Consider the following 23733-nt stretch of genomic DNA (forward strand, 5'->3'; position numbering starts at 1 on the left):
GCCGTCCATGTGGAATTTCTACTGACCCCCGGCACCCCTCCCCCCCCCCCCCCCCCCCTCACCCCCCCCCCCCCCCCCCCCCCCACCCCACTCCCCCCCCCCCCCCCCCCCCCCCCCCCCCCCCCCCCCCGACCCACGCAACCCGGCGCTTATCCCGCGCTTACCCCCAGCCGGGGCAGACTGGCCAGGTGAGAGTGCTGGTGGTGGAAGACGAGCGGCTCCTGGCGGACACGATCGCCGAGGGCCTGCGACGGTTCGCCATGGCCGTCGACGTCTGCTACGACGGCGCGCAGGCCCTGGACCGGGTGGGGGTGCACGGCTACGACGTCGTCGTGCTCGACAGGGATCTCCCCGTCGTGCACGGCGACGAGGTCTGCGCCGCGGTGATCAGGACCGGCGGCGAGGCACGGGTCCTCATGCTGACCGCCGCGGCCGACGTCGACGACCGGGTCGCCGGACTGGGCCTCGGCGCCGACGACTACCTGACGAAACCGTTCGCGTTCGCCGAACTCGTCGCGCGGGTGCAGGCGTTGTCGCGGCGCGCGCGGCCCGCGTTGCCGCCGGTGCTGGAACGCGGTGGTGTCGTCCTTGACCTGCCCCGTCACCAGGCGTCCCGTGACGGCCGGTTCCTTCCCTTGTCCCCCAAGGAATTCGCGGTACTGGAGGTGCTCATGCGCGCCGAAGGGACCGTGGTCAGCGCGGAGGAACTGCTGGAGAAGGCGTGGGACGAACACGCCGACCCGTTCACGAACGCCGTCCGGGTGGCGATGATGACGTTGCGGCGCAAACTCGGTGAACCGCCGCTGATCGAGACCGTGCCAGGCGCCGGATACCGGTTCGGGTCGTGAAACCGCTCCGGCTCTCCGTCCGCACCAAGCTGACGGCGCTCTACGGCGGGGCGTTCCTGCTCGTCGGGCTCGCGTTGCTGGTCGTCAACTACCTGCTGGTGAGCTCGACCCTGCCGGATACGGCGGCGTTCGCGAGCGACGCCGCGGGTATCGCGGTCCAGCGCGCGTATCCCTTGGACACGACGACCATCCTGCCCGTGGAGCGCGCTCAAGCCACGCAACTGGTGGCGACCTCGATCACCGAGTACCGCTCGGACGTCCTTTCTACGCTGCTGTGGCAATCGCTGGTGGCGCTGGCGATCGCCGGCGCGCTCGCGGTGCTGCTCGGCTGGCTGATGGCGAGCCGGGTGCTGCGGCCGCTGCACGCGATCACTTCGACCGCGCGGAAACTCGAGGCCGAAAACCTCGACCGGCGCATCGATCTCGACGGCCCCGACGACGAACTCAAGGAACTCGCCGACACCTTCGACGGCATGCTCGACCGGCTCGCCGTGTCGTTCGACAGCCAGAGACGCTTCGTCGCCAACGCCTCCCACGAACTGCGGACCCCGCTCGCGGTGCAGCGCACGCTGGTCGAGGTGGCGATGGCCGATCCCGACGTGCGCCCCGAGGTCCGGAAACTCGGCGAGCACCTGATCTACACCAACGAACGCAGCGAACGGATGATCGAGGGCCTGCTGGTGCTCGCCCGCAGCGACCGCGGCCTGGCGGCACGCGGCCCCGTCCGGCTGGACGAGGTCGCGGCGACGGTGATCCGGTCGGCGGCGGCCATGGCCGAGGAAGCGGGCGTCACGGTGGAATCGCGGCTGCGGCCGCGGACGGTGTCCGGCGATCCCGTACTGCTGGAGCGGCTGGTCACGAACCTCGTGCACAACGCGATCACCTACAACCGCAAGGGCGGCTGGATCCACGTCGACCTCGGTGGAGACCCGGCGCTCGTGGTGCGCAACACCGGCCCGCAAGTGCCGCTGGACGCCGTACCAGCGCTGTTCGAGCCGTTCCGACGGCTTTCCGGCGACCGGACCGGCGACTCCCGCAACGCCGGGCTCGGCCTGTCGATCGTCCGGTCCATCGCGAAGGCGCACGGCGGGACCGCGGGCGCGGAACCGGGCGGACGCGGCGGCGGGCTGGTCGTCCGGGTGCGGCTTCCGTAGATTCCCCCGATCGTGACTGTGCGTGTCCAGCGCGTCACGCGGCGGACTTCGTGTCGCTGTTACAGAATGCACTTGCCGTCCTGAGCAAAATAGTGAGCAGGACACATGACATCGGCGCGCCTCACACGTCAAGGCGACGCGCCGTTTTAACGTGGACACCCACAAAGGTGAAGAATCGGGGAGGCGAGAATGCGAGCGCTACGGGTGGTCGGGCTGCACGAGGACGGTAAGTCCATCGTGTGTGAGGACCCGGCGAGCCGCACGCGTTTCCTGCTCCCCGCGGATGAGAGGCTGCGAGCGGCGGCGAGGGGTGACATCACCCGCCTCGGCCAGATCGAGATCGAGTTGGAGAGCCAAATGCGGCCACGCGAGATCCAGGCACGAATCCGGGCCGGGGAGTCCGTGGAGCAGGTCGCGAGCGGCGCCGGCGTCACCGTGCAGCGCGTCGAGCGGTTCGCATACCCCGTCCTGCTCGAGCGATCCCGCACCGCCGAACTGGCCCAGCGGGCGCATCCGGTCCGCGAGGACGGCCCCGACGTGCAGACGCTCGGCGAGGTCGTGGCGCACTCCTTCGGCCAGCGCGGACACGACTACAGCCAGGCGACCTGGGACTCCTGGCGAGGCGACGACGGCAAATGGGTCGTCGTGCTGAGCTGGAAGGCAGGCCGTTCGGACAACCGCGCGCACTGGTCGTTCTCGCCCGGCGCGCACGGCGGCACCGTACAGGCCCTCGACGAGAACGCCGAAGTCCTGCTCAACCCCAACGCCTACCGCGCCCCTCGCACGGTCCGGGCGCTGGATCCCGGCAGGGAAGCGGTCGTCCAGCCCACCCTTGATTCGGCACCCGACGAGCCGGTCGCGAAGGTGATCGACGCGCCGATCGCGGGGCCCGAAGAAGATGTCGAGCCACCACTTCCGGCTGACGAGCCGGAGGAAGTGGCCGAGCCCGCTCCACGGGCGAAGGGGAAGAAGAACCACCCCATCGTTCCGTCCTGGGAAGACGTCCTCTTGGGCGTCAGATCACAACGAGGTTGAATTCGCACGTGGTGGCCCCTTCCGGCGGAGGGGCCATTACGTGCGTCCGGGGACCTGCTCGATCAGGGATTTCGGCGTGATCGCCGGACTACCTCCGATGTGACCGAGGTGGCTTCCGGCCCTAGAAGACGACGATCAGCACGCCGATCCACGCGATCACGATGCCCGCGGCCGCGCCGAAGGACGCCCACCGCACGATCGGCACCCGCCGCGCGAGCCACAGCGAAGGCGTGATCCCGGCGGTGACGACGACGGACGCGAGCAGTGTGAGCCAGCCGCTGGTCTCTCGCGCGAGGGTGTTCGCCAATGCCAGCATCGCCACGACGACCACGGCCGCGACGAACGCGGAAACGGTCAGCCCGGTCAGCCACGGCGTCGGTTCCCCGGCGGGATCCGGCGCGCCGAAAAGCCGCCGCGCGAGTTCGCTGCGGGGCGTGGGGGCGGGCGGGTCGACGATGACGCCGTCGCCGGAGACGGGATCGACGTACCGCACCGAGGTGCCCATCGTGGCGGCGACCCGCTGGGCGAGCTGGCGACCTCGCTGGGAGACCACGGACGTGGCCTCGGTGCCGGAGGAACCGACGGCGGACGCGACGCGGGCCCATTCGTGCAACGCCTGCGCGAGATCCGAACCGATCGCGAGCGAATGCGGGTCCACCTCGCGCGCGCTGTCGCCGCCCCGCCCGGCCAGCACCGCACGTCCCTCACGGATCCGCAATTCCATGGGTTCTCCTCGTGATCGGCTCGGGTGCTCACGATAGCGGTGGACGCGTCTCGTAGAACGCGATCGCGCCCGCCGTGGCGACATTCAGCGAATCGACGCCTTCGGGCATCGGGATCCGCACCGCGACGTCGGCGGCGGCGATGGCCTCTTCGGTCAGGCCGGGGCCCTCCGCGCCCAGCATCAGCGCCACCTTCTCCGGTGTCTGGTCGCGTAACCGGCGCAGCGAAACGGAATCCGCACGGGGAGTGAGGGCCGCGATACGGAAACCGCGTTCCCGCAGCAGTTCCAGGTCACCGGGCCAAGACCCGAAGGTCGCGAACGGCACGCGCAGGACGTGCCCCATCGAAACGCGGACGCTGCGCCGGTACAGCGGGTCCGAACAACCGGCGCCGAGCAGGATGCCGTCGACCCCGAGCGCGGCCGCGTTGCGGAACAGCGAACCGAGATTCTCGTGGTCACCTACGCCTTCGAGGACAGCGAGCACGCGTGCGCCGTCGATGACGCCTTCGACCGTCGGCGACGGGACCGGCCGGTCCGCGACGGCCAGTATCCCGCGATTGAGATGAAAGCCGACCACGTCGGCCATCGTCTCAGCCGACGTCACGTACCCGGGGACGTCGACGCGGTCCAGGTCTTCGCCCAGTTCCCGGAACCGCCGGTCCACGCCGAGCAGGGCGCGGACCGGATAGCGGGAGTTGAGCAGGCGTTCGACCACGACGGTGCCTTCGGCGATCACGAAGCCGCGCCCACCCGGCCGGTCGGGCCGCCGGTCGGCGGTGGACAAGTCGCGGAAATCGTCGAGCCGCGGGTCGCCGGAGTCGTCGATGGTGATCAGTTCGGCCACCGGGAGAGTGTGTCATCCTCCCGCCGCGCGCCGTTTGCGTCCGATCGTCAACGGGTAGGTGGTACGAACGGACGTATTTTGCTGTCAGTTAACCCCTAGTGACAGAGAGCACCAGTTTGGCCGCTAGCCGGGCGACAGCGAGGCGTGAAACCGTTGGGCCGCCTGGCAGTCCCGCCTGGATCCCGCGGAGCGTGGCCAATGAGGAGCTCGACGAACATGGGTAAGAATCTCTCGGCGGACCCCTGCGAGCCGCAGGATCGCGGACGTTACCGCCGGAAGGTCCAGCGCTGTCTCGACACCTTGGCCCGGATGCTCACCGATGGCAGTTTCTCCTTCCCGCGCAAGAACATCGGGCTCGAGGTGGAACTCAACCTCGTCGACGCGGAGCTACGCCCGTCGATGACGAACACGACGGTGCTCGAAGCGCTGAACGACCCGTCGTTCACCACCGAACTCGGTCAGCACAACCTGGAGCTCAACGTGCCGCCGCGGCCGCTGGCCGGCGAGTCCGCGCTGCAACTGGAGGACGACCTCCACGCGTATCTGGGCGCCGCCTCCCGCAAGGCCGAGGAATCCGGCGCCTCGCTGGCGATGATCGGCATCCTCCCGACGCTGCGGCACGAGCATTTCGATCAGAAGTGGCTCACCAACAACGCCCGGTATTCGCTGCTCAACGACCGGATCTTCGCCGCACGCGGCGAGCGCACCGTGCTCTCGATGGAGGGGGCGCCGCTGCCCGGCAGGCAGCCCGAGCGGCTGCGCAGTTACTCCGAATCGATCCTGCCCGAAGCCGCCTGCACCTCCGTCCAGCTGCATCTGCAGGTGGCGCCGGAGGAGTTCGCGGCGCACTGGAACGCGGCACAGGCACTCGCGGGCGTCCAGATCGCGGTGGGCGCGAACTCGCCGTTCCTGCTCGGCAAGGCGCTCTGGCACGAGACGCGGATCCCGCTGTTCCAGCAGGCCACCGACACCCGGCCGGAGGAGCTGAAGAACCAGGGCGTGCGGCCGAGGGTGTGGTTCGGCGAGCGGTGGATCACCTCGATCTTCGACCTGTTCGAGGAGAACGTCCGGTACTTCCCCGGTTTGCTGCCCGAGACCGACCGCGAGGACCCGATCGAGGCGCTCGACTCCGGGCAGGCCCCGAAACTCACCGAACTGCGGTTGCACAACGGCACCGTCTGGCGCTGGAACCGGCCGGTCTACGACGTCGTCGACGGCCTGCCGCATCTGCGGGTGGAGAACCGCGTGCTGCCCGCGGGCCCGACCGTCGTCGACATGGTCGCGAACGCCGCCTTCTTCTACGGCGCGCAACGGGCCCTCGCCGAGGCCGACCGTCCAGTGTGGACACAGATGTCGTTCCAGGCGGCCGAGGAGAACATGTACGCGGGGGCGCGCCGGGGTTTCGACGCGCAGCTGTACTGGCCGGGTATCGGCTGGATCCCGCCGGACGAGCTGGTGCTGCGGGTCCTGCTGCCGCTGGCGCACGAGGGACTACGCCGATCGGACGTTTCGGACGCGGCGAGAGAGCGTTATCTGGGCATCATCGAGCAGCGATGCCTCACCAGGCGGACCGGCGCGGCATGGCAGCGGGAGTACGTCCTGCGCGCGGAGGAGCGTGGCGCCGAGCGGGAGACCGCGCTGAACCGGATGCTGGGCCGGTACCTGGAGCTGTCGGCCACGGAGACGCCGGTGCACACGTGGTCGCTCGAGGCTTAGAGTCATCTCTCAGGGAGGTGGCTCGTGCCCAAGATCATCGGCCGGTCGCTGGAAGAGCACCGGCGCGAGGTCCGCAGCAGGGTGTTCGACGTCCTGCGCGGGCAGCTGTACGAGCGCGGGTTCGACGCGATCACGCTCGCGGGTGTCGCCGCCCAAGCGGGCCTCGGCCGGACGGCGATGTACAACCACTTTCCCGACAAGGAAAGCCTGCTGGTCGCCTTCGTCGAGGATGAGGCGACACGGTACGTCGAACGGTTGACGGCGGCCGTCGCGACCGCGAACACCCCGGTCGAGAAGCTTTCGACGTTCGTCCGGCTCCAGCTGCGGGTGCTGGCCGAGTACCACCTGCCGCCCGGGACGGCGCTCGCGTCGGCGCTGGCACCCGCCGCGTACCGGCGGATCAGCGCACACGCCGACCCCATCACCGGACAGCTGCGCGAGATCCTCGCCGCGGGGGTGCCGGAGGAGGATCCCGACGTGCTGATCCCGATGATCACCGCCGCGCTGGGCAGCCGCCAGGTCGTCGACGTGCCACCCGAACGGCTGGACGACGCGATCGAGGGAGCCGTCCGATTCGTGCTCCGAGCGGTCGGGATGACGGAAGATCCGAAAAATTAGCGTGGCCTGACTCACGATCGTGCCTTACGCTCTTTCTGACAGCATGTCAGATCGATGCTTGGAGGCTCTGTCCATGCCGGTGACCACCGACGTCGAATCCGGGCCGTTCTCCGCGACCCTGCGCGCCTCCACCTTGCCCGCCCACGAACGGGCCAACCACTCCGAGTACATGAACGCGCTGCTCGGCGGCGAACTGTCGCTCGAGGGGTACACCCGGCTGGCGATCCAGTACTACTTCATCTACCAGGCCATCGAGCAGGCCGGTGACAAGCTGGCGAGCGACCCGGTCGCGGGCAAGTTCGTCTTCGAGGAACTGCGACGGCTGCCCAGCCTCGAACGCGACCTCGAACACCTCGTCGGCCCGGACTGGCGCGAGACCGTCCGCCCGCTGCCCTCGACCGAGCGGTACGCGCGGCGCGTGGCCGAGGCGTCGGACTGGTCCGGCGGATTCGTCGCCCACCACTACACGCGCTACCTCGGCGACATCGCCGGCGGCCAGGTCATCCGGCGGCTGCTGGAGCGCAAGTACGAGCTCAGCGAGGCGGGTTCGCTGTTCTACCACTTCGACCTGCTGGGCAGCGCGCCCAAGTTCCGGGACAACTACCGCGAACAGCTGAACTCGGCGCCGTGGAGCGAGGACGAACGCGCGCGGCTGATCGAGGAGGCGATCGTGGCCTTCGAGTGCAACATCGCGGTGTTCGACGAGCTGGCGAGCGAACTGGACTCGTACCGGGCCGCTTGACCTCGTGTTTCGCGTGTCGTCCGGCCAGTCACGCGAGACCACCGGATCGCGGCCCCGCCACCCAGCGGCAAGACGGTGTTCTCGGCGGTCATGGAGTGTCCTCAATGGACACTCAGCCCAAGGTGGACCAAGAGCGCACCGGGTTCCTGATCGACTCCGTCGGTTCCGTGGCCTTTGATGGCCTTCCTCGGGGCGATCGGCCCTTATAATCCGGTCAGGCTGCCCCAACCGGCTTGATGACCGCCGTCACATCGCCTTGACCTCCAGCTAACTGGAGCTAGCAGGGTGGGCTCCATGCGGCGGTGCCAACGGGTACAGCCGCTACGAACGGGTCGTTCCACCTGGGGAGAACGCGGCGCCCCCGGTCGCCGCAAGCGGGTGAAGACGACTAAGTTCGTCCTTGGAAGCTTGTGTCGAAGACAGAAGGAGGGCCGATGGCCCGCTACGTGCTCCCCGATCTCGACTATGACTACAGCGCTCTGGCGCCGCACATCTCCGGCGAGATCAACGAGCTGCACCACAGCAAGCACCACGCGACCTACGTCAAGGGCGCGAACGACACGCTCGACAAGATCGCCGAGGCCCGTGACGCCGGCAACTTCGGCGACATCGTCGGCCTGCAGACCACGCTGGCGTTCCACCTCGCCGGGCACGCCAACCACGTCGTGTGGTGGAAGATCCTCTCCCCGGAAGGCGGCGACAAGCCGACCGGCGAGCTGGCCTCCGCGATCGACGAGGCGTTCGGCTCCTTCGACAAGTTCAAGGCGCAGTTCACCGCGGTCGCCACCACGATCCAGGGCAACGGCTGGGCCGCGCTCTCCTGGGACCCGATCGGCAAGACGCTGATCACCCAGCAGCTGCGCGACCACCACAACAACCTGGTCCTGCCGACCACGCCGATCCTGCTGGTCGACGTCTGGGAGCACGCGTTCTACCTGGACTACAAGAACGTGAAGCCGAAGTACGTCGAGGCCCTGTGGAACATCTTCAACTGGGCCGAGATCTCCAAGCGGTTCGACAACGCCGTCGCCGGTGGCAACGGCCTGCTGCTCGGCTGACTTCTCGTTTCTCGCCACGACACGGGGCTCTCCCATCCGGGAGGGTCCCGTTTTCGTCGTCTTGACCTCCAGCGCGGTCGAGGTGCCAAGGTGAACGCATGGATGTCGCCGTATACCTCGATCGACTCGGACTCGACCGCCCCGCCACGGCGGACGTCGCGGCGCTGCGGACGCTGCAGGAGCGTCATCTGGCGGCGGTGCCGTTCGAGAACTTGAGCATCCACCTCGGCGAGCCGATCGTCCTGGACACCGAGGCGCTGTTCGACAAGATCGTGCGACGGCGCCGCGGCGGCTTCTGCTATGAGCTGAACGGGCTTTTCGCCGTCTTGCTGCGGGAACTGGGCTTCGATGCCGACCTGAGGCCGGCGAAGGTCTTCCGGCCGGACGGCACCCTCGGGCCGCCGTTCGACCACACCGTCGTCAGCGTCGAACTGGACGAGCCGTGGCTGGCCGACGTCGGTTTCGGCCGGTTCAGCCGGTTCCCGCTGCGGCTGTCCGCCACCGAGGCGCAGGCCGACCCGGAAGGCGAGTTCCTGGTCCTCGACGCGCCCCACGGCGACATCGACGTCCTCCTGGACGGCAAGCCCCAGTACCGGATCGAGCGGCGGCCGCGGGCGCTGGACGAGTTCGTCCCGATGGCGTTCTGGCACGCGACGTCACCGGACTCGCACTTCACGCGGGGGCCGACCTGTTCGCTGCCGGGCAAGCACGGCCGGGTCACACTGGCGGGTGACAAGCTGATCGTCACGACCCACGGGGTGCGGGAGGAGTCGAGGCTTTCGAGTGACCAGGAGATCCTCGATGCCTACCGGAAGGAGTTCGGGATCGAACTCGCCCGGGTGCCGGGACGGCCTTGACCGGATCGATGAGGTAACCGACCATGGACCTCCGGAATGAACGAAGCCCCGCCTCCGGGGGTGACCCGGTCGCGGGGCTTCGTCCGTTCCCGAACTGACTGCCGCTCCCACCACGAAGCGGACGTGCATGAGGTTAGCCTAACCTCATCTACCCCGGCAAGGGGTGCGTTCGAGAGACGCCGGTCTCACCCTTCCGAGTGACGGCAGACTGATCCCATGGGTCTTCTGCGCGGTAAGGCCGTGGTCACCGGCGCCGGGCAGGGTCTGGGCAGGGCCCTTCGCGCACCACGCGGCGTCACAGGGCGCGGCGATCGTGGTAACGACGTCGAAGCGGGGCTCGCGGACGAGGTCGCGAGGGAGATCAGCGCGCTGGGCGGGCGCGCCGTGTCCAACGGCGGCTCGGTCGCCGACGCCGAGCAGGCCGCCGGGCTGATCGACCAGTGCGTCGCCGAATTCGGCGGGCTCGACGGCCTGGACGACAACTACCGGGCCGACCCCCGGTCGGACGACCCGGCCCGGATGCGCGAAGTGGTCGAAGTCAACGTGCTGGGCCCGCTCTTCCGCGGGACCGCCGCCGCGAAAGTGCCGCACGACCAGGGCGGCGGCGTGCTCGTGAACGTGGGCTCCGGAACGAGTGGCACCGCTGGTGACCGGCGATCTGCGGAAGGCGTCGGAGCCGCCTCCCTCGGCCAGGTGGAAGTGACCGTTCCGGGTCGCTGACCGGCGCCGATCCGCTAGCGTGCGCACGTGACCACATGGGGTGTCAAGAGTTTCCTGGCGATCGTGATCGCCGGACTCTGCGCGGGGTGTCTGTCGAAGGTCGACACCTACGAAGAAGGGCTCGGACCGAAGGAACTTCCCAAGGAGTGGCCGTCTTCGAACGGCCGCCCGCTGCGCCCGGTGCCGATGCCGTCCGGCGAATTCCTGCTGGCGCTGCCGCAGGAGACCGCGGCCCAGGTGCTGTGCCAGGCGATCCCGGCGGACCGCTGGAAGGAGCTGATGAGCGGCGACGTCGCGCGCGAGGTGGAGCACGGCGAGTCGTGCCACGCCGTCGGCCTGGACAGCTGGGTGCGGATCTCCTTGAACCGGACCGCCGTCGCCGACTCGACCGGGCTGGGCACACGCAAGAAGGCGACCGTCGCCGGACGCCCGGCGACGGTCGTTCTGGGCGGCTCACCGTCCTTTGTGGAGGTCAAGCTCTCCGACACCGATGTGCGGGTGCTCCGGCTCGAGACCGGCTGGACGCGCGTCCCGCCGCGGAACGACCAGAGCGAAGGCCTGTTGCTCGGACTGGCCGAGTCGGTACTCGGCGGCGCCTTCGGCCCCGGCCCGAAACTGCCCGCCGCGGACGAACGAGACGTCATCGAACGGAAGACCGTCGAGCCGGGCGCGGGCATCCTCGACGCTCCACTGCCCGAGATCTCTTGGAAACTGTGCACGCAGCTCCAGCGCGCGCTGGGCCTCCCCGTCACGGCCACGGAGCCGTACTCCGACGGGAAATGCACGGCGACCGCGGCGGATGACTCGCCCATCCGGATCGAGCACGCCGTCCTCAAGACGGAGCTTCGAGATGAGCCGGTGGCGGGCCGCCCGGCTTCGGAGAGCGGTGGACAGTTGAGTGTTCTGTTGACGGACAACGGTTCTGGGCAGGGACTGCGGTTCTCCTGGCGGGATCGCCCGGAGGCGGAGCTGCGCGAACTGGCGGGGAAAGTCTTACCTCCGCTGCTGGGCTGACGCTCCTGGCCCCGCTTCGTGAGTGCTGGGGTGCGGTGGAGCACGGTCCTTGCGTACGCGCAAGGGCATCACCCTCGGCCGATGATCTTTTGTCGGGCCTCCCGGGACAATGACCGGATGACAAGCCACGTGTTCGTCGACGAGAGTAAGGAAGGCGGCTGGCAGCGCGGGGGCCATTGGAAGGCACGTGCGCGAGAGATGGTGGAAGAGGTCAGAACCGTATGAGCTCCGGATACGCGAAACCCGGCCCACCCACCGTCCGGAAGGCTGCCGGGTCCACTTCGCCGGTTTACTAACCAGCGCTGCTCAAAGCCCTACCGCACCCCTTCCCGAAGGCCCACCCTCCGTATTCACCCATCGGGTTGGCGTTTCGCCGGACAGCGGCCGTCCGACGGGCTAGCTTCACTCCGTGGCCACCCCGAACGACTACCGCGCCATCGCGCGCAAAACCGACCGTCCGATGTGGATCTGGGCGGGTTGTGCGCTGACCAGTGTCCTGCTGCTGTTCGGGGTGGGGATCACCGTCGCCATCACCGTGCTGAGCCGAGACGAAGAGCCCAAGGCCTCGCTCCCCGAGGTCTGGCCGTCGAAGTCCGGGCAGGCGCTCCGCCCGGTCCCGATGCCGACGGGTGAGATGGTGGCCGCGCTGACGGACGAGACCGGCGCGCAGGTACTGTGCCAGGCGATCCCGGAGCAGCGCTGGGAGGAGATCCTCGGCGGCCCGACGCTCCGGGAGGCGGGCGGGGCCTGTCACGTGGTCACCGAGAAGCTCGACGTCAGCGCGCAGATGATCACCACGCTGCCCGAGGACACGAGCCGGGGCATGCCCACCAGGTCCACCGTCGCCGGCAAACTCGCGGTCATCGCCACCGACAAGAACGGCACCAGTCTGAGCGTCGAGCTCGTCGAGGTCGCGCCGCACCACGGTGCCTCGCCGGTGCTGCACGTCTCTGTCCGCAGCAGGACCGCCGAAAGCCCTGAAACGGAAGGGAAGGCGAAGGCGCTCGCCGAGGCGTTGACAGCCGGTGCGACGCCACCCGGGCCTAAGTTGCCGAAAATCGGCGAAGACGGCGAGATCCCACTGGAGAAGACCGAGCCGGGCCCGATCAAGGACCGGCCACTTCCGGTGATCTCCTGGCTGTTGTGCGGAGAACTCGGCCGCGCGCTCGGCGTGCCCGCCGACAAAGCGAAGCCGACCTTCTTCGCCGCGTGTGAGCTGAACGGCGTGACCGCGGATTTCAGCGCGCTGTCCTCGGCCGTCGTCCCGACCACGACCATCGCCGGGCTGCCCGCCCAGGTCGACGGGCGGGGCGTCGTCGTGCAGCTCACCGACGATCCCGACGGGCAGACGCTGAAGTTCAAGGGCACCGGCGACCTCCCGGCACTCGCCGAAAAGATGGTGCCGCCGCTGCTCGGCCGTTAAGCCCGGTAGTTCGACAACGAAGGTCTCGTGCGCAGCCTGTTCACCCCCGTTCCCGCTTCAGCACGCGCAGCCCGTTCCCGAACCGCCGCACCGGCAGCCTCACCCCGCCGCGCCGGATCAGCACGACGGCGCAGACCACCGCGGCGACCGCCGAGACCGCGCCGCCGATGTAGAACGGCGAGCGGCCACCGAAGGCGTCGGCCATCCAGCCGGTCAACGGGCCGCCGATGGGGTTGCCGCCGATCAGCACCAGCACGTACAGGCCCATCACGCGGCCGCGCATCTCCGGGCTGACCGCGGTCTGCACGAGCGCGTTCGCCGTGTTCAGGAAGGTGATCGTGGCGAAGCCGAGCGGGATCAGCGCGAGACCGAAGGTCAGGTACGTCGGCATGAACGCGGTGATCACCTCGAACGCGCCGAGCAGGAACGCCGAGATCAGCAGCATCCCCACGCGGGGGCCGCCGCGGGTGTTGCGGCGGGCCGACATCAGCGCGCCGGTGAAGGTGCCGACGGCGACCAAAGTCGACAGCAGGCCGTAGCCGTCGGCGTTGGTGTGGAAGACGTTCGCGGCCACGATCGGCAGCGAGGTGAAGTACGTGATGCCGAACGTGCTCACGAAGAACACCAGCACCATCACGGTCATCAGGTCACTGCGCCGCCGGACATAGCGCAGCCCCTCGACGAGTTGCCCCTTCTCGCGCGGGATGACCGGGCCGCGGAAGAGCTTGTCCGGGTTCATCATCACCAGCGCGGCGATGACGGCACCCGTGCTCACCGCGTTCGCCATGAACAGCCAGCCGGTGCCGACCCAGGTGATCGCGAAACCCGCGATCGCCGGGCCGACGATGCGGGCCATGTTGAAGATCGACGAGTTGAGCGCGACGGCGTTGGTGACCTTGTCCCTGCCGACCATCTCGGCGACGAACGACTGCCGCGCCGGCACTTCCAGCGATGCCGTCACGCCCAGCGTGAAGCAGAGGAGATAGACGTGCCAGAGCGCCGCGATCCCGCTCAGATCGAGTGCCCCGAGAATGATCGCCTGCGCCAGCACGGCGATCTGGATGCCGATCAGCAGCCGCCGTTTGTCGACGCGGTCGGCGAGCACCCCGGCCCACAACGAGAGGAACAGCGTCGGCGTGAACTGCAGCGCGACCGCGATGCCGAGCGCGACCGGGTCGTTGCCGCTGAGGGTGAACACCAGCCAGTCCTGCGCGATGCGCTGCATCCAGGTGCCGATGTTCGAGATGACCTGGCCGGTGAAGAAAAGCCGGTAGTTACGGACCTTCAGCGAGGAGAACATACTCGCGCGTGGCTTCTCGCGCGCGGGCGGTGGAGCGGGTTCGCGGGTAGCGGTGGTCTTCGAAGGACACTGTGTTTCGCTACCCGTGGTCGTCACCGCTGTTAGTTCCCCGCCATCCTGTCGATGATCTCGGCGGCGCGAGAGAGCACTTCACGTTCTTCGGCGCTCAACTCCGCCAGTTGCTTGTCCAGCCAGATCTCCCGCGCGGTGATCTGCTCGATCACGTAGGCCCGGCCACGATCGGACAACTCGACGATGGCCTGGCGGCCGTCGGTCGGATGCGGCCTGCGCTCGACGTAACCCATCTCCTCGAGCGCGGCGATCACCCTCGTCATCGAGGGAGGCTGGACGCCTTCCTTCGCGGCGAGCTGGCCAGGGGTCAGCGCACCGCATTTGTGCAGCGTCGACAACGCGGAAACCTGGGTCAGCGAGATGCCGTCACCGGCCCGCTGGGCCCGCAGCCGTCGATTGAGCCGCACCACCGCGAGACGCAGGCGGCTCGCCAATGAGCGCTCGTGCGTGTCTCCGGACATATAGTTAGCCTACCTCACGATCGGATCATCGGTCCGTGAGATCGCCCACGGCTGGCAAAACCGCTGGTCAGCCGAACGCGGCCTGGATCGGCCCGACCGCGAAATAGGCCACGAACATCACCGCGATGCCCCACATCAGCGGGTGCACGCCCTTCGCCCTCCCGGTGACCGCGCGGATGACGACGTAGCTGACGAAGCCGGCGCCGATGCCGTTCGCGATCGAGTAGGTGAACGGCATGACCACGATGGTCAGGAACGCGGGCAGCGCGACGGTGAAGTCGGCGAAGTCGATCTCCTTGACCTGGCTCATCATCAGCGCGCCGACGACGACCAGCGCCGGAGCGGCGGCCTCGACCGGGACGACCTGGTAGAGCGGCGTCAGGAACATGGCCGCGATGAAAAGCACGCCGGTGACGACGTTCGCGAGCCCGGTCCGGGCGCCCTCGGCGATGCCGGACGCGGATTCGACGAAGACGGTGTTCGAACTCGACGACGCGAAGCCACCCGCCACCGCGGCGGTGCCGTCGACGAACAGGGCCTTGCCGACGTTCGGGAGCTTGCCGTCCGGCGGGAGCAGGCCGCCTTCCTTCGCCAGCCCGGTCATCGAGCCCATGGTGTCGAAGAAGTCCGCCAGCACCAGGGTGAACACCAGCAGCACGACGGTGATGATCGGCAGCCGCGTCCAGGCACCGAAGGAGATGTCGCCGACCAGTGAGAGGTCCGGCATGCCCAGGACCTGATCCGGCAGCGCCGGGTAGCCGAGGTTCCAGCCCAGCGGGTTGACGCCCTTCGACGGGCCGACCTTGGTGATCGCCTCGACGACGATCGCCAGCACGGTCGAGGCGAGGACACCGATCAGGATCGCGCCCTTGACCCGCTTCGCCACCAGGATGCCGGTGACCAGCAGGCCGACGACGAACACCAGCGTCGGCCACGAAGCGATCGAACCGTTGATGCCCAGCCCCACCGGCACGGTGGTCTTCGCGTCGTCCGGGACGCGGCGGACGAAGCCGGCGTCGACCAGGCCGATCAGGCAGATGAACAGGCCGATGCCGACGGCGATCGCGGATTTCAGCGGTGGCGGCACGGCGTTGAACACCGCCGTCCGGATGCCGGCGAAGACCAGCAGGACGATGATCAGGCCTTCGATCACCACCAGGCCCATCGCCTCGGGCCAGGTCATCTGGGAGGCGAAGGTGACCGCGATCAGGCTGTTGATGCCGAGGCCGGTCGCGATGGCGAACGGGTAGTTCGCGACCAGGCCCATGATGATGGTCAGCACCCCGGCGACCAGCGCGGTCACCGCGGCGACCTGCGGCACGGGGAGGATGTTGCCAAGGACGTCCTTGTGCGCGCCCGCGTCTTCGGCGGAGAAGCTGCCGAGGATCAGCGGGTTGAGGACGACGATGTAGGCCATCGTGAAGAAGGTGACGATCCCGCCGCGGATCTCACGCCCCGGCGTCGAGCCGCGCTCGCTGATCTTGAAGAACCGGTCCAGTGTGGACCGGGTGCGCCGCTCCGCCATCGCCTACCACCCCTTCGCCCGTTGCCGGTACCCTTCCCCACGTGGGCGAATCGATCAATTCCGGGGAAGTAAACGGTTCATTGCGGCCAACGCCGGAGCTGCCGAAGCGGCTGACCGACCTGACGCCGGTCGTGATCGTAGGTACCTCGCTCTGGGCGGTCGCGACCGTGGTCCTGTTCTTTGTGACCGACGGCATCTGGGTGCGGACGGCATTCTGCGGCCTCGTGCTCGGCTTCGTCGGGCTCGCGATCATCGCCTGGCAGCGCGCCGCCGCCCGCCGGGGCTCGAAGAGCGCCCAACGCTTCTAGTCTTCCCCCCGCGTTTCGTCCTCTGAATGCGGTAGTTGCACACGCAAGGACCGCGTTCAGAGGACGAAACGCGTCAGTTGAGCAGGGCCGACGGCGAAGGGTCGTCGAGCAGGGCCGTGAGGACGTGGCGGTCGGCCCACCGGCCGGTGGCCCAGGCGAAGGCGCGGCCGAGGCCTTCGGGGGTGTCGGCGGCGTGCAAGGTGCCGTCGGACCACCAAGCGACTTCGTGCTCCGCGTCCTCGAAGGTCACCGTCAGCGACTCGTGCAGCAGCACGCCGCCGTCGGGAAGTTCGACGCCCAGCTGATCGGCGGCCAGCCGGAGCGCGGAAAGCTCCGTCCACGGCACGTACTCGCCGTCTTCGGTGACCTTGGCGTCGAAACCGCTCGCCACCGGCAGGTCCAGCAGTTCCGCCAGCGCGGCGGCGCCGCTCGCCGAGACGACCATCCGTTCCGGCGCCAGCACGGCGGCGAACCACGGCACGTCGAGTACGACGGCGTCGCGAGCGTCGACGGCCGAACCGTCCGCCGCCCGGACACGATCCGGCGCCGCGACGTCCACTGTGTACTCGGCGAGTGCCGCGTGCGCCCGGGAAGCCAGTCCGGGGCTCACCTCGCGCTCGGGATCGCCCAACCGCTCCAGGAGATCTTCGACGTCTTCGGCGTCCGTTCCGAGCTCTGTCCGCACCCCGGCGGCGAGCAGAATTTCCTCGCTCAGCCCCGAATCCGGGACGACGTCGTAGAGCCCGGCCAGCGCGGTGGCCGCCGGCATCCGCCAATCGAGCGGCGCGTGCCCGCCCAGCAGCGCGTACCGCGCGAGCCACCAGCCGGTGTGCCCACCGGGTTCGGTGAGGGCACGCCAGGTTTCGGGGCGGGACGCGAGCAACCGCAGCGCCTCCGGCCAGGCGTCGTCGCCGACGAGGTCGAGATCGCGCACGGCGAGCACGCGCGCCGGCGGGCGCTCCCGCGCGTCCCACCACTCGTGCTCCTCGGGCAGGCCGTGTTCGGGTTCCAGCGGTTCGTCGTCGGTGATGATCGCGAAGGAATCGAGTACACCGACCGCGACGAGCGTGGCCGTCGGCCAGTCCTCGGCGAATTCCTCGTCCAGTACGGACAAGGCGCCGTCTTCCTCGAACACCTCGGGGTCGAAGATGTCGCCCAGCGGCGAGGTGGGCAGGACGAGTTCGTCCGCGCGCCGCCAGCCGTCCTCGCTCGGCAACGCCAGCGCGCCCGCCCATTCGGGGGCTTCGTCGCCGACTTCGGCGATCAGGCGGAGCACCGCGCCGGCGAGCGCCGTACCGTCCAAACCGGACCGGACGTCTTCGACGCTGCGCTCGACGGCGGCGCTCAACGCATCGGCTTCGAGCAGGTCACTCGCCTCTGCGTGCTTGGCGCCCAAGCGTTCCAGCAACGGATGCGCGGCGGCCGGATGCACGAGCCGCAGCCCGAGGATGTCCACATCGGACAGAAGTTCGAGAAGCTCCGCCGAGCCGCCGACGAGCAACGCGTCGCGCACGCCGGGCAAAGTGCGGCCGTCCGACATCGGCACCGGCAAGGCGCCCAGGTCTTCCTTGGTGAGGTCGTGTGCTTCGAGGGCCGGGAGCAGGACGTCGTAGAGCGAGCGCCACCACGAGGGCTCGCGCTGGATCCCGGTCAGCAGCTCGATGGCCTCGGACGGCGAAAGCGACTGCGCGCCGACGGCGCGAAGGTCCACACCGGACAAAGAAATCAGTCCGGGCACGAGATCGGCCAGCAGTGGCGCGAGGCCCGGCACGTCGACCGAAAGCACCCGCGCCCGGCGGCCAGGCAGGTCTTCGCCCTCCTGCGCCGGGAGCCACGGCAGATCGGCGAGGTTCTCCAGAATGGACTCCCGCAGCGTTCCGTCCACAGTGGAACGCGGGAAGCCCCCACCGGGTACGAGGGGCAGGCGTTCCTTGGCGGGCAAGGAACAGACGAGCGCGACGTACTCCCGCGCGGCGTTCTTCAGCGCCGCGGTCAGCTCCGGCCCCGGCAGCGCGCGACGGCGTGACGGCTCGATCGGCAGCGTCGCGATCAGCCTCGCGGGCAGGGAAAGCTCGTCGTCGGTGGGTGTCGGCGCGTGCAGGACGTCTTCGCCGAGCGGCCGCGGCGAACCGGCCCCGTCCAGCGGGACGGCCCAGACGACGTCGCCGCGATGGACCTGCCAGTGTTCGGCGGAACCGTCCGGCGACGAGAGTTCGACGACGCCGTCACCGAGTTCGGTGCGGCGCCAGGCACCGCCTTCGACCTCGATGCTCTCCAGCCAGGACAAGGTGAGCAGGAGATCGCAGATGTCGTTCTTCAGCTCCGCCAGCAGGGCCTGGCTGTCGACGCCCTCGCGCAGTGGCAGCCGGACCTCGGTGGCGAAACCTCCGGGCACGGGAGGTTCGTCGTCCGCGACGGGCCACGGAAGCCGGAGCACGGGAACGTCACCGGTGCGGCCGGCTTCGGCCCGCGTGCGTTCCGCCGAGAACGCGACCCCGCCGGTCACCGAAACGATCCTCGGCTCGGCGGAAACCGTGAGCACAGCGGCGAACCCGACGCCGAAACGGCCGACGGTCTCCTCCCCCTTGCCGGAAGCACGAAGGGAGGCAAGGGACTCGACCCCGCGCGCGTCCAGCGGCGCACCCGTGTTGGCGAACCTCAGCTCACCGTCCACAACGGACACCCGGAGTGTGCCGCGGGTACCGGCGGCCAAGGCGGCGTCGGCGGCGTTCTGCGCCAGCTCGACGAACAGCCGGTCACGGTAGCCGCCGACCCGCAGGTCGTTCTCGGTGTTCGTGTCCTCGGTGAACCGCGTCGGCGAATCGGCCCAGGCACGCAGGACGGCGGCGCGTAACCGCTCGGTGCCGAACGGGTCAGTGCTCACTGGCGCTTTCGGCTTCGACCTGCGCTTCGTCGGCGGTGTCCTGCTCGGCGGCCTCCGGTTCGACCTCCGGCTGGACCTCGGCGGTCTCGGGCACCTCGGCGATCGGAGCCTCGGATTCGTCGACGACCGTGGCCTCGGCGGGCTCGGGCTCAGCGGCATCAGGCTCGGTGGCTTCGAACTCGGCGGCTTCGGACTCGGCGGGCGCTTCCGGCATGGGCTCGAAGTCCATCAGCGAGTCGTCGTAGACCAGTTCCGCCACCGGCACCGACGAGGTCACCTCGACCTCGATCTCGGAGTGCGCGCCGCAGCCGTACTCGACGTCGACGACGTGGCCGTCCGCCGGGGAGATGTCGTTGGTGCAGGCGCCGAAGGCCGCGCTGAGCGACCCCGCGAGCGGCACGAAGAAGCCACAGCTCCCGCAGACGTCCGGCGCGCTGCGCGCCATGTCCGACCGCGGGCCGAACTCGCCGCTGTGCCAGCGGGCGGCGGCGTCGAGCCTGCCGTGCCGCGACAGCACGTGGACCCGGCCGAGACCCGCCTCCTTGGCGACCGCTTCGACCGCGGGGTCGTCGGACTGCAGGTACGCCGGGGCGAGCCGCGGGTCGTCCTTCTCCACCGGGAAGATGTCGCCGACGCCGAGGTCGCCCGCCTGGACTCGGCGATCCCACGGCACCCACGCCGGGGCGACGCGTGCTTCCGGACCGGGGATCAGCACGACCTCGCTGACCGTGATCGGCTCTTCCTCGCCGGCCAGCGCGACCGTGACCGACCAGCGCCAACCTCGATAACCCGACACGGTCGCCTCGAACAGATGGCTCGCGGAAACCGCGTCCTCGGAGTCCACGCCGACGTGCGCGCCGACCTGTTCGGCACCGGCGTCCTCCAGCACCGCCGCGCGGGCGAGATCGACCGCCTCGGCGAGTTTGCGCTGGATGGAGCCGTCGTCCAGAGTCAACAGCAGGGTCATGCCCCCATTCTGCCGCACGCGAGATCGCGGTCCGTGTCAGGCTGTCCGCGTGCGCTCGCTGATGACCATGTCGCTCCTGCTGGCCGCCGTCCTCGGTGCTTGCGCCGCCGCGCCGGTGAGTGACGCCACCCCGCCCGCGCCCGCGAAACTCAAGGTGCGGGTGCTCTCGTCCTTGCCCCACGATCCGGCCGCCTTCACCCAGGGCCTCGAGTTCTCCGGCGAGACGCTGTACGAGGGGACCGGCCTGGTCGGGAAGTCGTCGATGCGGGCCGGGCCCGCGGGCGCGGCGCCGACGGTCCGGCGGGAACTGCCCGGCCTGTTCGGTGAGGGGATCACCGTGCTCGGGCCGACGGCCTGGCAGATCACCTGGCAGGACGGTGTCGCGATCGAACGCGACGCCAAGACGCTGGCCGAGCTGAGGCGGGTGAATTACACCGGTGAGGGCTGGGGCCTGTGCCATCGCGAGGGCGCCGGGCAACTGGTGATGAGCGACGGCTCGTCGAAGCTGACCTTCCGCGACCCCGTGTCCTTCGCGCCGACGGGCGGCGTCGACGTCGGGCGCGACCAGCTGAACGAACTCGAATGCGTCGGGGACTCGGTGTACGCCAACGTCTGGCAGACGGACCGGATCCTGCGGATCGACGCCGCGACCGGGCGGGTCACCGGCGAAATCGACGCCTCGGGGCTGCTCGACCAGGCCGAACGGGGTTCCGCCGACGTCCTCAACGGCATCGCGGCGGTGCCGGGGACCGACGAATTCGTGCTCACCGGCAAGCTCTGGCCCAGGATGTTCCGCGTGAAATTCGTCCCCGCCGCCTAGAAAGCAGTGGTGAACGCGCGAAGCGGGTCCCGCGTAAGGCAGGATTGCAGGGTGGGAATCTTCGGCTCGAACTCCGGACCCGACGGCAAGCGTTCCGGCCGGTCGGGCAAGGAGCGCGGCCGCAAGAGCAAGCGGAAGTGGACGCCGGAGCCCGGCGCCGCCCAGGCACGCAACTGGTCCGCGCCGCCGCCGACCAGGGTCGACCAGCAGCCGGTCCCGCCCGCCCCGCCGCGCGCGGCCCGCCCCCAACCGCAGCACCAGCCCCATCACCAGCCGCATCCGGCCGGGCCGACCGCGGACGAGGCGCGCACCAGCGCGATCCCGATGGGACACCACCAGCCACCGCCACCCCCGCGGACACCTCCCCGCGGCGCGCGCCCGTATCCGGATCCCTCGCAGCGGCAGACCGAACCCGTCCGGCGTCGTCCAGGCGGGTTCTACGACGAGCACCCGCCGGGCAGCGGCGAGTACGAGCACTACGACACCGGCGGTTACGCGGGTGAGCCTCGCTACGCCGAGGAGCTGCCGCAGGAACACCCGACGACCGCGGTCCCGCCGCGGGCGGGCCCCCTGCCGAAGATGCCGAAGAAGATCACGGTCACCCGGGTCGCGGCGATGCGCAGCCGTCAGCTCACCGGGCAGGCCGTCGGCGCGTTCCAGCGCGCCACGAAGGCGGACGGCGCCGACAAATCGGGCCTGACTTCGCTGACGTACGCGGTGATGCTGAACTACGCCAGCGACGCGGCGATGGCGATCGCGCTGGCCAACACCTTGTTCTTCGCCGCCACCAGCGGAGAGAGCAAGGGCAAGGTCGCGCTCTACCTGCTCATCACGATCGCCCCGTTCGCGCTGGTCGCGCCGGTGATCGGCCCGGCGCTGGACAAGATCCAGCGCGGCCGCCGTCTCGCCATGTGCGTGTCTTCGGCAGGCCAGGCGCTGATGGCCATCGTGATGGCGCTGCATTTCGACGACTGGCTCCTGTACCCGGCGGCGCTGGGCATGATGGTGCTCTCGAAGTCGTTCACCGTGCTCAAAGCCGCCATGACACCACGGGTGCTGCCACCAGAGATCACCCTTTCGAAGACCAACGCGCGGCTCACCGTGTTCGGCCTGATCGCCGCGGGTGTGTTCGGCGCGCTGGCGAGCGGGGTCAACGCGATCTGGGGCTCGCAGGGCGCACTGTGGTTCACCATGCTGATCTGCGTCGCGGCCGCGGTGCAGTCGATGCGGATCCCGTCCTGGGTCGAGAGGACCGAGGGCGAGGTGCCGGCTTCGCTGTCCGCGCACCCCGAACGGCGGGTCAAGAAGCAGCGGCAGCCGATGGGGCGGCAGATCGTCGTCTCGTTGTGGGGCAACGGCACCGTCCGCGTGCTGACCGGGTTCCTGATGATGTTCTCCGCGTTCGCGGTGAAGGCGCAGGCCGAGGGCAGCGGGCAGAGCCCGTTCGACCAGTTGCTGCTGCTCGGCATCATCGGCGCCGCGGCCGGTGCCGGTGGTTTCCTGGGGAACGCGCTCGGCTCCCGGCTGCACTTCGGCAAACCGGATCAGGTGATCCTGGCCTGTGTCGGAGCCTGTCTTGGCATCGCGGTCATCGCCACCGTGGCGGCCGGGCTGGCGACGGCGGCGATCGTCGCGCTCGTCGGCGCGACCGCGAGCGCGCTGGCGAAGATCAGCCTCGACGCCGTCATCCAGGAGGACCTGCCGGAAGAGTCGCGCGCGTCGGCGTTCGGCCGGTCGGAGACCGTGCTGCAGATGTCCTGGTGCTTCGGCGGGGCCGTCGGCCTGCTGCTGCCGCCGACGTACTGGATCGGCTTCCTGGTGCTTTCGATCCTGCTGGCCGTCGGGTTCACGCAGACGTTCATGGTCCGGCGCGGCACTTCGCTGATCCCGGGACTCGGCGGCGACCGGCCGCTGCGTCCGGAGCCGACCAGCGAATCGCCGATCCCCTCGCAGCCCGGTGACTCCCGGTGGCGCCCGGGCTCGTAATCTTCACCGTATGCGGCGACTTCGTAGTTTGGCCCTGCTCGCGGCGGGTGGTTTCGTGGTGGCCGGTTGTTCGGCCCCGGGCCCCGAAGAGGTGACCTTCTTCGCCGACGGCAAGACGGTGAACGTCGCCCCGCTGGCTTCTTGCGACATCAAGAGCGCCCAGTGCACCACCAGGCCCGACGCCGCCGGCAAACTGCGCATCCGGCCGGGGAAGCCGGTGCAGATCTCCGTGCCGAGCGCGATCGCGGAAACGCCGTGGAAGGTCACGGTGCAGTACGTGAACGGCAAGGGCGAGCCGCAGGAACTCAAGCAGGACATCATCACGTCGCTGGACCGGTTCGCCTACACCGTGACCACACCCCGGCCCGACGACCAGATCCTCGTCGTCGAGGTCGCGCAGGCTTCGGTGATCAGCCAGACCGGACGCCCGGAGGACGCCGAGGCGGTCACGACGGCGATCTGGTCACTGCAGGTCGAGCCGCCTGCCGTCTGAGGCCGCCTCGCGGGTCGCGGGTTCGGATCGGCTTTCGTGACACGCTGTCCGCCGGAGCGCTCAGACGGAGGGTCGGGGGGGGGGGGGGGGGGGGGGGGGGGGGGGGGGATGGGGGGGGAGGGGGGGGGGGAGTACGACCACGGGGTGCCGAGGATCCCGGCGTA

Annotated in this window: 22 protein-coding genes; 15 read left to right on the top strand and 7 right to left on the bottom strand. The window is 69.5% G+C overall.

Going from position 1 to position 23733, the window contains the following annotated elements; translation table 11 throughout:
* The first annotated feature begins 188 nt into the window (after window positions 1-188).
* From ACZ6DT_RS22805 to sepH, 3 genes are all read left to right on the top strand, one after another.
* Complete coding sequence (locus ACZ6DT_RS22805) at window positions 189-848, top strand: response regulator transcription factor (protein WP_465598592.1); 660 nt, start codon at window positions 189-191, stop codon at window positions 846-848.
* Window positions 845-2002 carry an ATP-binding protein gene (locus ACZ6DT_RS22810; RefSeq protein WP_465598595.1) on the top strand — a complete coding sequence of 386 codons (1158 nt, stop codon included), beginning with the start codon at window positions 845-847 and terminating at the stop codon, window positions 2000-2002. Before ACZ6DT_RS22805 ends, ACZ6DT_RS22810 begins: the two co-directional genes overlap by 4 nt.
* A 189-nt stretch (window positions 2003-2191) precedes the next feature.
* A complete protein-coding gene (gene sepH, locus ACZ6DT_RS22815; protein WP_465598597.1) occupies window positions 2192-3037 on the top strand; it encodes a septation protein SepH in 846 nt (281 codons plus the stop codon).
* A 121-nt stretch (window positions 3038-3158) separates the two neighbouring features.
* On the opposite strand, the gene ACZ6DT_RS22820 is transcribed toward sepH, so the two are convergent.
* Together ACZ6DT_RS22820 and ACZ6DT_RS22825 are read right to left on the bottom strand one after the other, a co-directional pair.
* The gene (locus ACZ6DT_RS22820; protein ID WP_465598600.1) at window positions 3159-3761 is read right to left on the bottom strand and encodes a DUF2537 domain-containing protein; all 603 of its coding nucleotides are present in this window, start codon (window positions 3759-3761) and stop codon (window positions 3159-3161) included.
* 28 nt (window positions 3762-3789) lie between these two features.
* Window positions 3790-4605 (bottom strand): TrmH family RNA methyltransferase, encoded by an 816-nt coding sequence (locus ACZ6DT_RS22825; protein WP_465598603.1) that lies wholly within the window; start codon window positions 4603-4605, stop codon window positions 3790-3792.
* A 216-nt stretch (window positions 4606-4821) separates the two neighbouring features.
* On the opposite strand from ACZ6DT_RS22825, the gene ACZ6DT_RS22830 reads away from it, so the two are divergent.
* The 8 genes from ACZ6DT_RS22830 to ACZ6DT_RS22865 all read left to right on the top strand — a co-directional run bounded on the left by ACZ6DT_RS22830 (window position 4822) and on the right by ACZ6DT_RS22865 (window position 12753).
* Window positions 4822-6321 (top strand): glutamate-cysteine ligase family protein, encoded by a 1500-nt coding sequence (locus tag ACZ6DT_RS22830; protein ID WP_465598606.1) that lies wholly within the window; start codon window positions 4822-4824, stop codon window positions 6319-6321.
* Between the two features lie 24 nt (window positions 6322-6345).
* Entirely contained in the window at window positions 6346-6939 is a 594-nt protein-coding gene (locus tag ACZ6DT_RS22835; protein WP_465598609.1) for a TetR/AcrR family transcriptional regulator, read from the top strand.
* Window positions 6940-7012: 73 nt separating this feature from the next.
* Window positions 7013-7681 (top strand): biliverdin-producing heme oxygenase, encoded by a 669-nt coding sequence (locus ACZ6DT_RS22840; protein ID WP_465598611.1) that lies wholly within the window; start codon window positions 7013-7015, stop codon window positions 7679-7681.
* A 434-nt stretch (window positions 7682-8115) separates the two neighbouring features.
* Window positions 8116-8739 carry a superoxide dismutase gene (locus tag ACZ6DT_RS22845; RefSeq protein WP_020631814.1) on the top strand — a complete coding sequence of 208 codons (624 nt, stop codon included), beginning with the start codon at window positions 8116-8118 and terminating at the stop codon, window positions 8737-8739.
* Between the two features lie 98 nt (window positions 8740-8837).
* A complete protein-coding gene (locus tag ACZ6DT_RS22850) occupies window positions 8838-9596 on the top strand; it encodes an arylamine N-acetyltransferase family protein (RefSeq protein ID WP_465598614.1) in 759 nt (252 codons plus the stop codon).
* A gap of 216 nt (window positions 9597-9812) precedes the next feature.
* Window positions 9813-10316 (top strand): SDR family NAD(P)-dependent oxidoreductase, encoded by a 504-nt coding sequence (locus ACZ6DT_RS22855; protein ID WP_465598617.1) that lies wholly within the window; start codon window positions 9813-9815, stop codon window positions 10314-10316.
* A gap of 27 nt (window positions 10317-10343) precedes the next feature.
* Window positions 10344-11330, top strand: a complete 987-nt coding sequence (locus ACZ6DT_RS22860; RefSeq protein ID WP_465598620.1) for a hypothetical protein — start codon at window positions 10344-10346, stop codon at window positions 11328-11330.
* Between the two features lie 409 nt (window positions 11331-11739).
* Window positions 11740-12753: a hypothetical protein gene (locus tag ACZ6DT_RS22865; RefSeq protein ID WP_465598623.1), complete on the top strand. Its 1014-nt coding sequence runs from the start codon at window positions 11740-11742 to the stop codon at window positions 12751-12753.
* Window positions 12754-12793: 40 nt separating this feature from the next.
* Here the strand turns inward: ACZ6DT_RS22865 and ACZ6DT_RS22870 are convergent, their stop codons facing one another.
* The 3 genes from ACZ6DT_RS22870 to ACZ6DT_RS22880 form a co-directional block, all read right to left on the bottom strand.
* Window positions 12794-14053 carry an MFS transporter gene (locus tag ACZ6DT_RS22870; RefSeq protein WP_465598626.1) on the bottom strand — a complete coding sequence of 420 codons (1260 nt, stop codon included), beginning with the start codon at window positions 14051-14053 and terminating at the stop codon, window positions 12794-12796.
* Between the two features lie 101 nt (window positions 14054-14154).
* Window positions 14155-14586, bottom strand: a complete 432-nt coding sequence (locus tag ACZ6DT_RS22875; RefSeq protein WP_037317984.1) for a MarR family winged helix-turn-helix transcriptional regulator — start codon at window positions 14584-14586, stop codon at window positions 14155-14157.
* Window positions 14587-14653: 67 nt separating this feature from the next.
* The gene (locus tag ACZ6DT_RS22880) at window positions 14654-16111 is read right to left on the bottom strand and encodes an NCS2 family permease (RefSeq protein WP_465598629.1); all 1458 of its coding nucleotides are present in this window, start codon (window positions 16109-16111) and stop codon (window positions 14654-14656) included.
* A gap of 80 nt (window positions 16112-16191) precedes the next feature.
* Between ACZ6DT_RS22880 and ACZ6DT_RS22885 the strand changes: the two genes are divergently transcribed.
* Entirely contained in the window at window positions 16192-16419 is a 228-nt protein-coding gene (locus ACZ6DT_RS22885; protein WP_465598666.1) for a DUF2530 domain-containing protein, read from the top strand.
* Window positions 16420-16492: 73 nt separating this feature from the next.
* Here the strand turns inward: ACZ6DT_RS22885 and ACZ6DT_RS22890 are convergent, their stop codons facing one another.
* Window positions 16493-19303, bottom strand: coding sequence for a sacsin N-terminal ATP-binding-like domain-containing protein (locus ACZ6DT_RS22890; RefSeq protein ID WP_465598632.1), 2811 nt, complete (start codon window positions 19301-19303; stop codon window positions 16493-16495).
* A complete protein-coding gene (locus ACZ6DT_RS22895; protein WP_465598635.1) occupies window positions 19293-20270 on the bottom strand; it encodes a DUF3027 domain-containing protein in 978 nt (325 codons plus the stop codon). Before ACZ6DT_RS22895 ends, ACZ6DT_RS22890 begins: the two co-directional genes overlap by 11 nt.
* Window positions 20271-20319: 49 nt before the next feature.
* Here ACZ6DT_RS22895 and ACZ6DT_RS22900 point away from each other — a divergent pair, with 49 nt between their 5' ends.
* The 3 genes from ACZ6DT_RS22900 to ACZ6DT_RS22910 are packed head-to-tail and all read left to right on the top strand — an operon-like array spanning window position 20320 to window position 23569.
* Window positions 20320-21090: a glutaminyl-peptide cyclotransferase gene (locus tag ACZ6DT_RS22900; RefSeq protein WP_465598638.1), complete on the top strand. Its 771-nt coding sequence runs from the start codon at window positions 20320-20322 to the stop codon at window positions 21088-21090.
* A gap of 51 nt (window positions 21091-21141) precedes the next feature.
* Window positions 21142-23076, top strand: coding sequence for an MFS transporter (locus ACZ6DT_RS22905; RefSeq protein WP_465598641.1), 1935 nt, complete (start codon window positions 21142-21144; stop codon window positions 23074-23076).
* Between the two features lie 28 nt (window positions 23077-23104).
* Complete coding sequence (locus ACZ6DT_RS22910) at window positions 23105-23569, top strand: DUF2771 family protein (protein WP_465598668.1); 465 nt, start codon at window positions 23105-23107, stop codon at window positions 23567-23569.
* Window positions 23570-23733 lie beyond the last annotated feature (164 nt).

Source organism: Amycolatopsis sp. NPDC041971 (genome assembly GCF_055588925.1).

Bases quoted from the DNA above. Each gene is read 5' to 3' on its own strand.
- sepH (WP_465598597.1), top strand. From the start codon at position 2,192: ATGCGAGCGCTACGGGTGGTCGGGCTGCACGAGGACGGTAAGTCCATC.
- ACZ6DT_RS22820 (WP_465598600.1), bottom strand. From the start codon at position 3,761: ATGGAATTGCGGATCCGTGAGGGACGTGCGGTGCTGGCCGGGCGGGGC.
- ACZ6DT_RS22830 (WP_465598606.1), top strand. From the start codon at position 4,822: ATGGGTAAGAATCTCTCGGCGGACCCCTGCGAGCCGCAGGATCGCGGA.
- ACZ6DT_RS22840 (WP_465598611.1), top strand. From the start codon at position 7,013: ATGCCGGTGACCACCGACGTCGAATCCGGGCCGTTCTCCGCGACCCTG.
- ACZ6DT_RS22845 (WP_020631814.1), top strand. From the start codon at position 8,116: ATGGCCCGCTACGTGCTCCCCGATCTCGACTATGACTACAGCGCTCTG.
- ACZ6DT_RS22850 (WP_465598614.1), top strand. From the start codon at position 8,838: ATGGATGTCGCCGTATACCTCGATCGACTCGGACTCGACCGCCCCGCC.
- ACZ6DT_RS22855 (WP_465598617.1), top strand. From the start codon at position 9,813: ATGGGTCTTCTGCGCGGTAAGGCCGTGGTCACCGGCGCCGGGCAGGGT.
- ACZ6DT_RS22870 (WP_465598626.1), bottom strand. From the start codon at position 14,053: ATGTTCTCCTCGCTGAAGGTCCGTAACTACCGGCTTTTCTTCACCGGC.
- ACZ6DT_RS22875 (WP_037317984.1), bottom strand. From the start codon at position 14,586: ATGTCCGGAGACACGCACGAGCGCTCATTGGCGAGCCGCCTGCGTCTC.
- ACZ6DT_RS22880 (WP_465598629.1), bottom strand. From the start codon at position 16,111: ATGGCGGAGCGGCGCACCCGGTCCACACTGGACCGGTTCTTCAAGATC.
- ACZ6DT_RS22895 (WP_465598635.1), bottom strand. From the start codon at position 20,270: ATGACCCTGCTGTTGACTCTGGACGACGGCTCCATCCAGCGCAAACTC.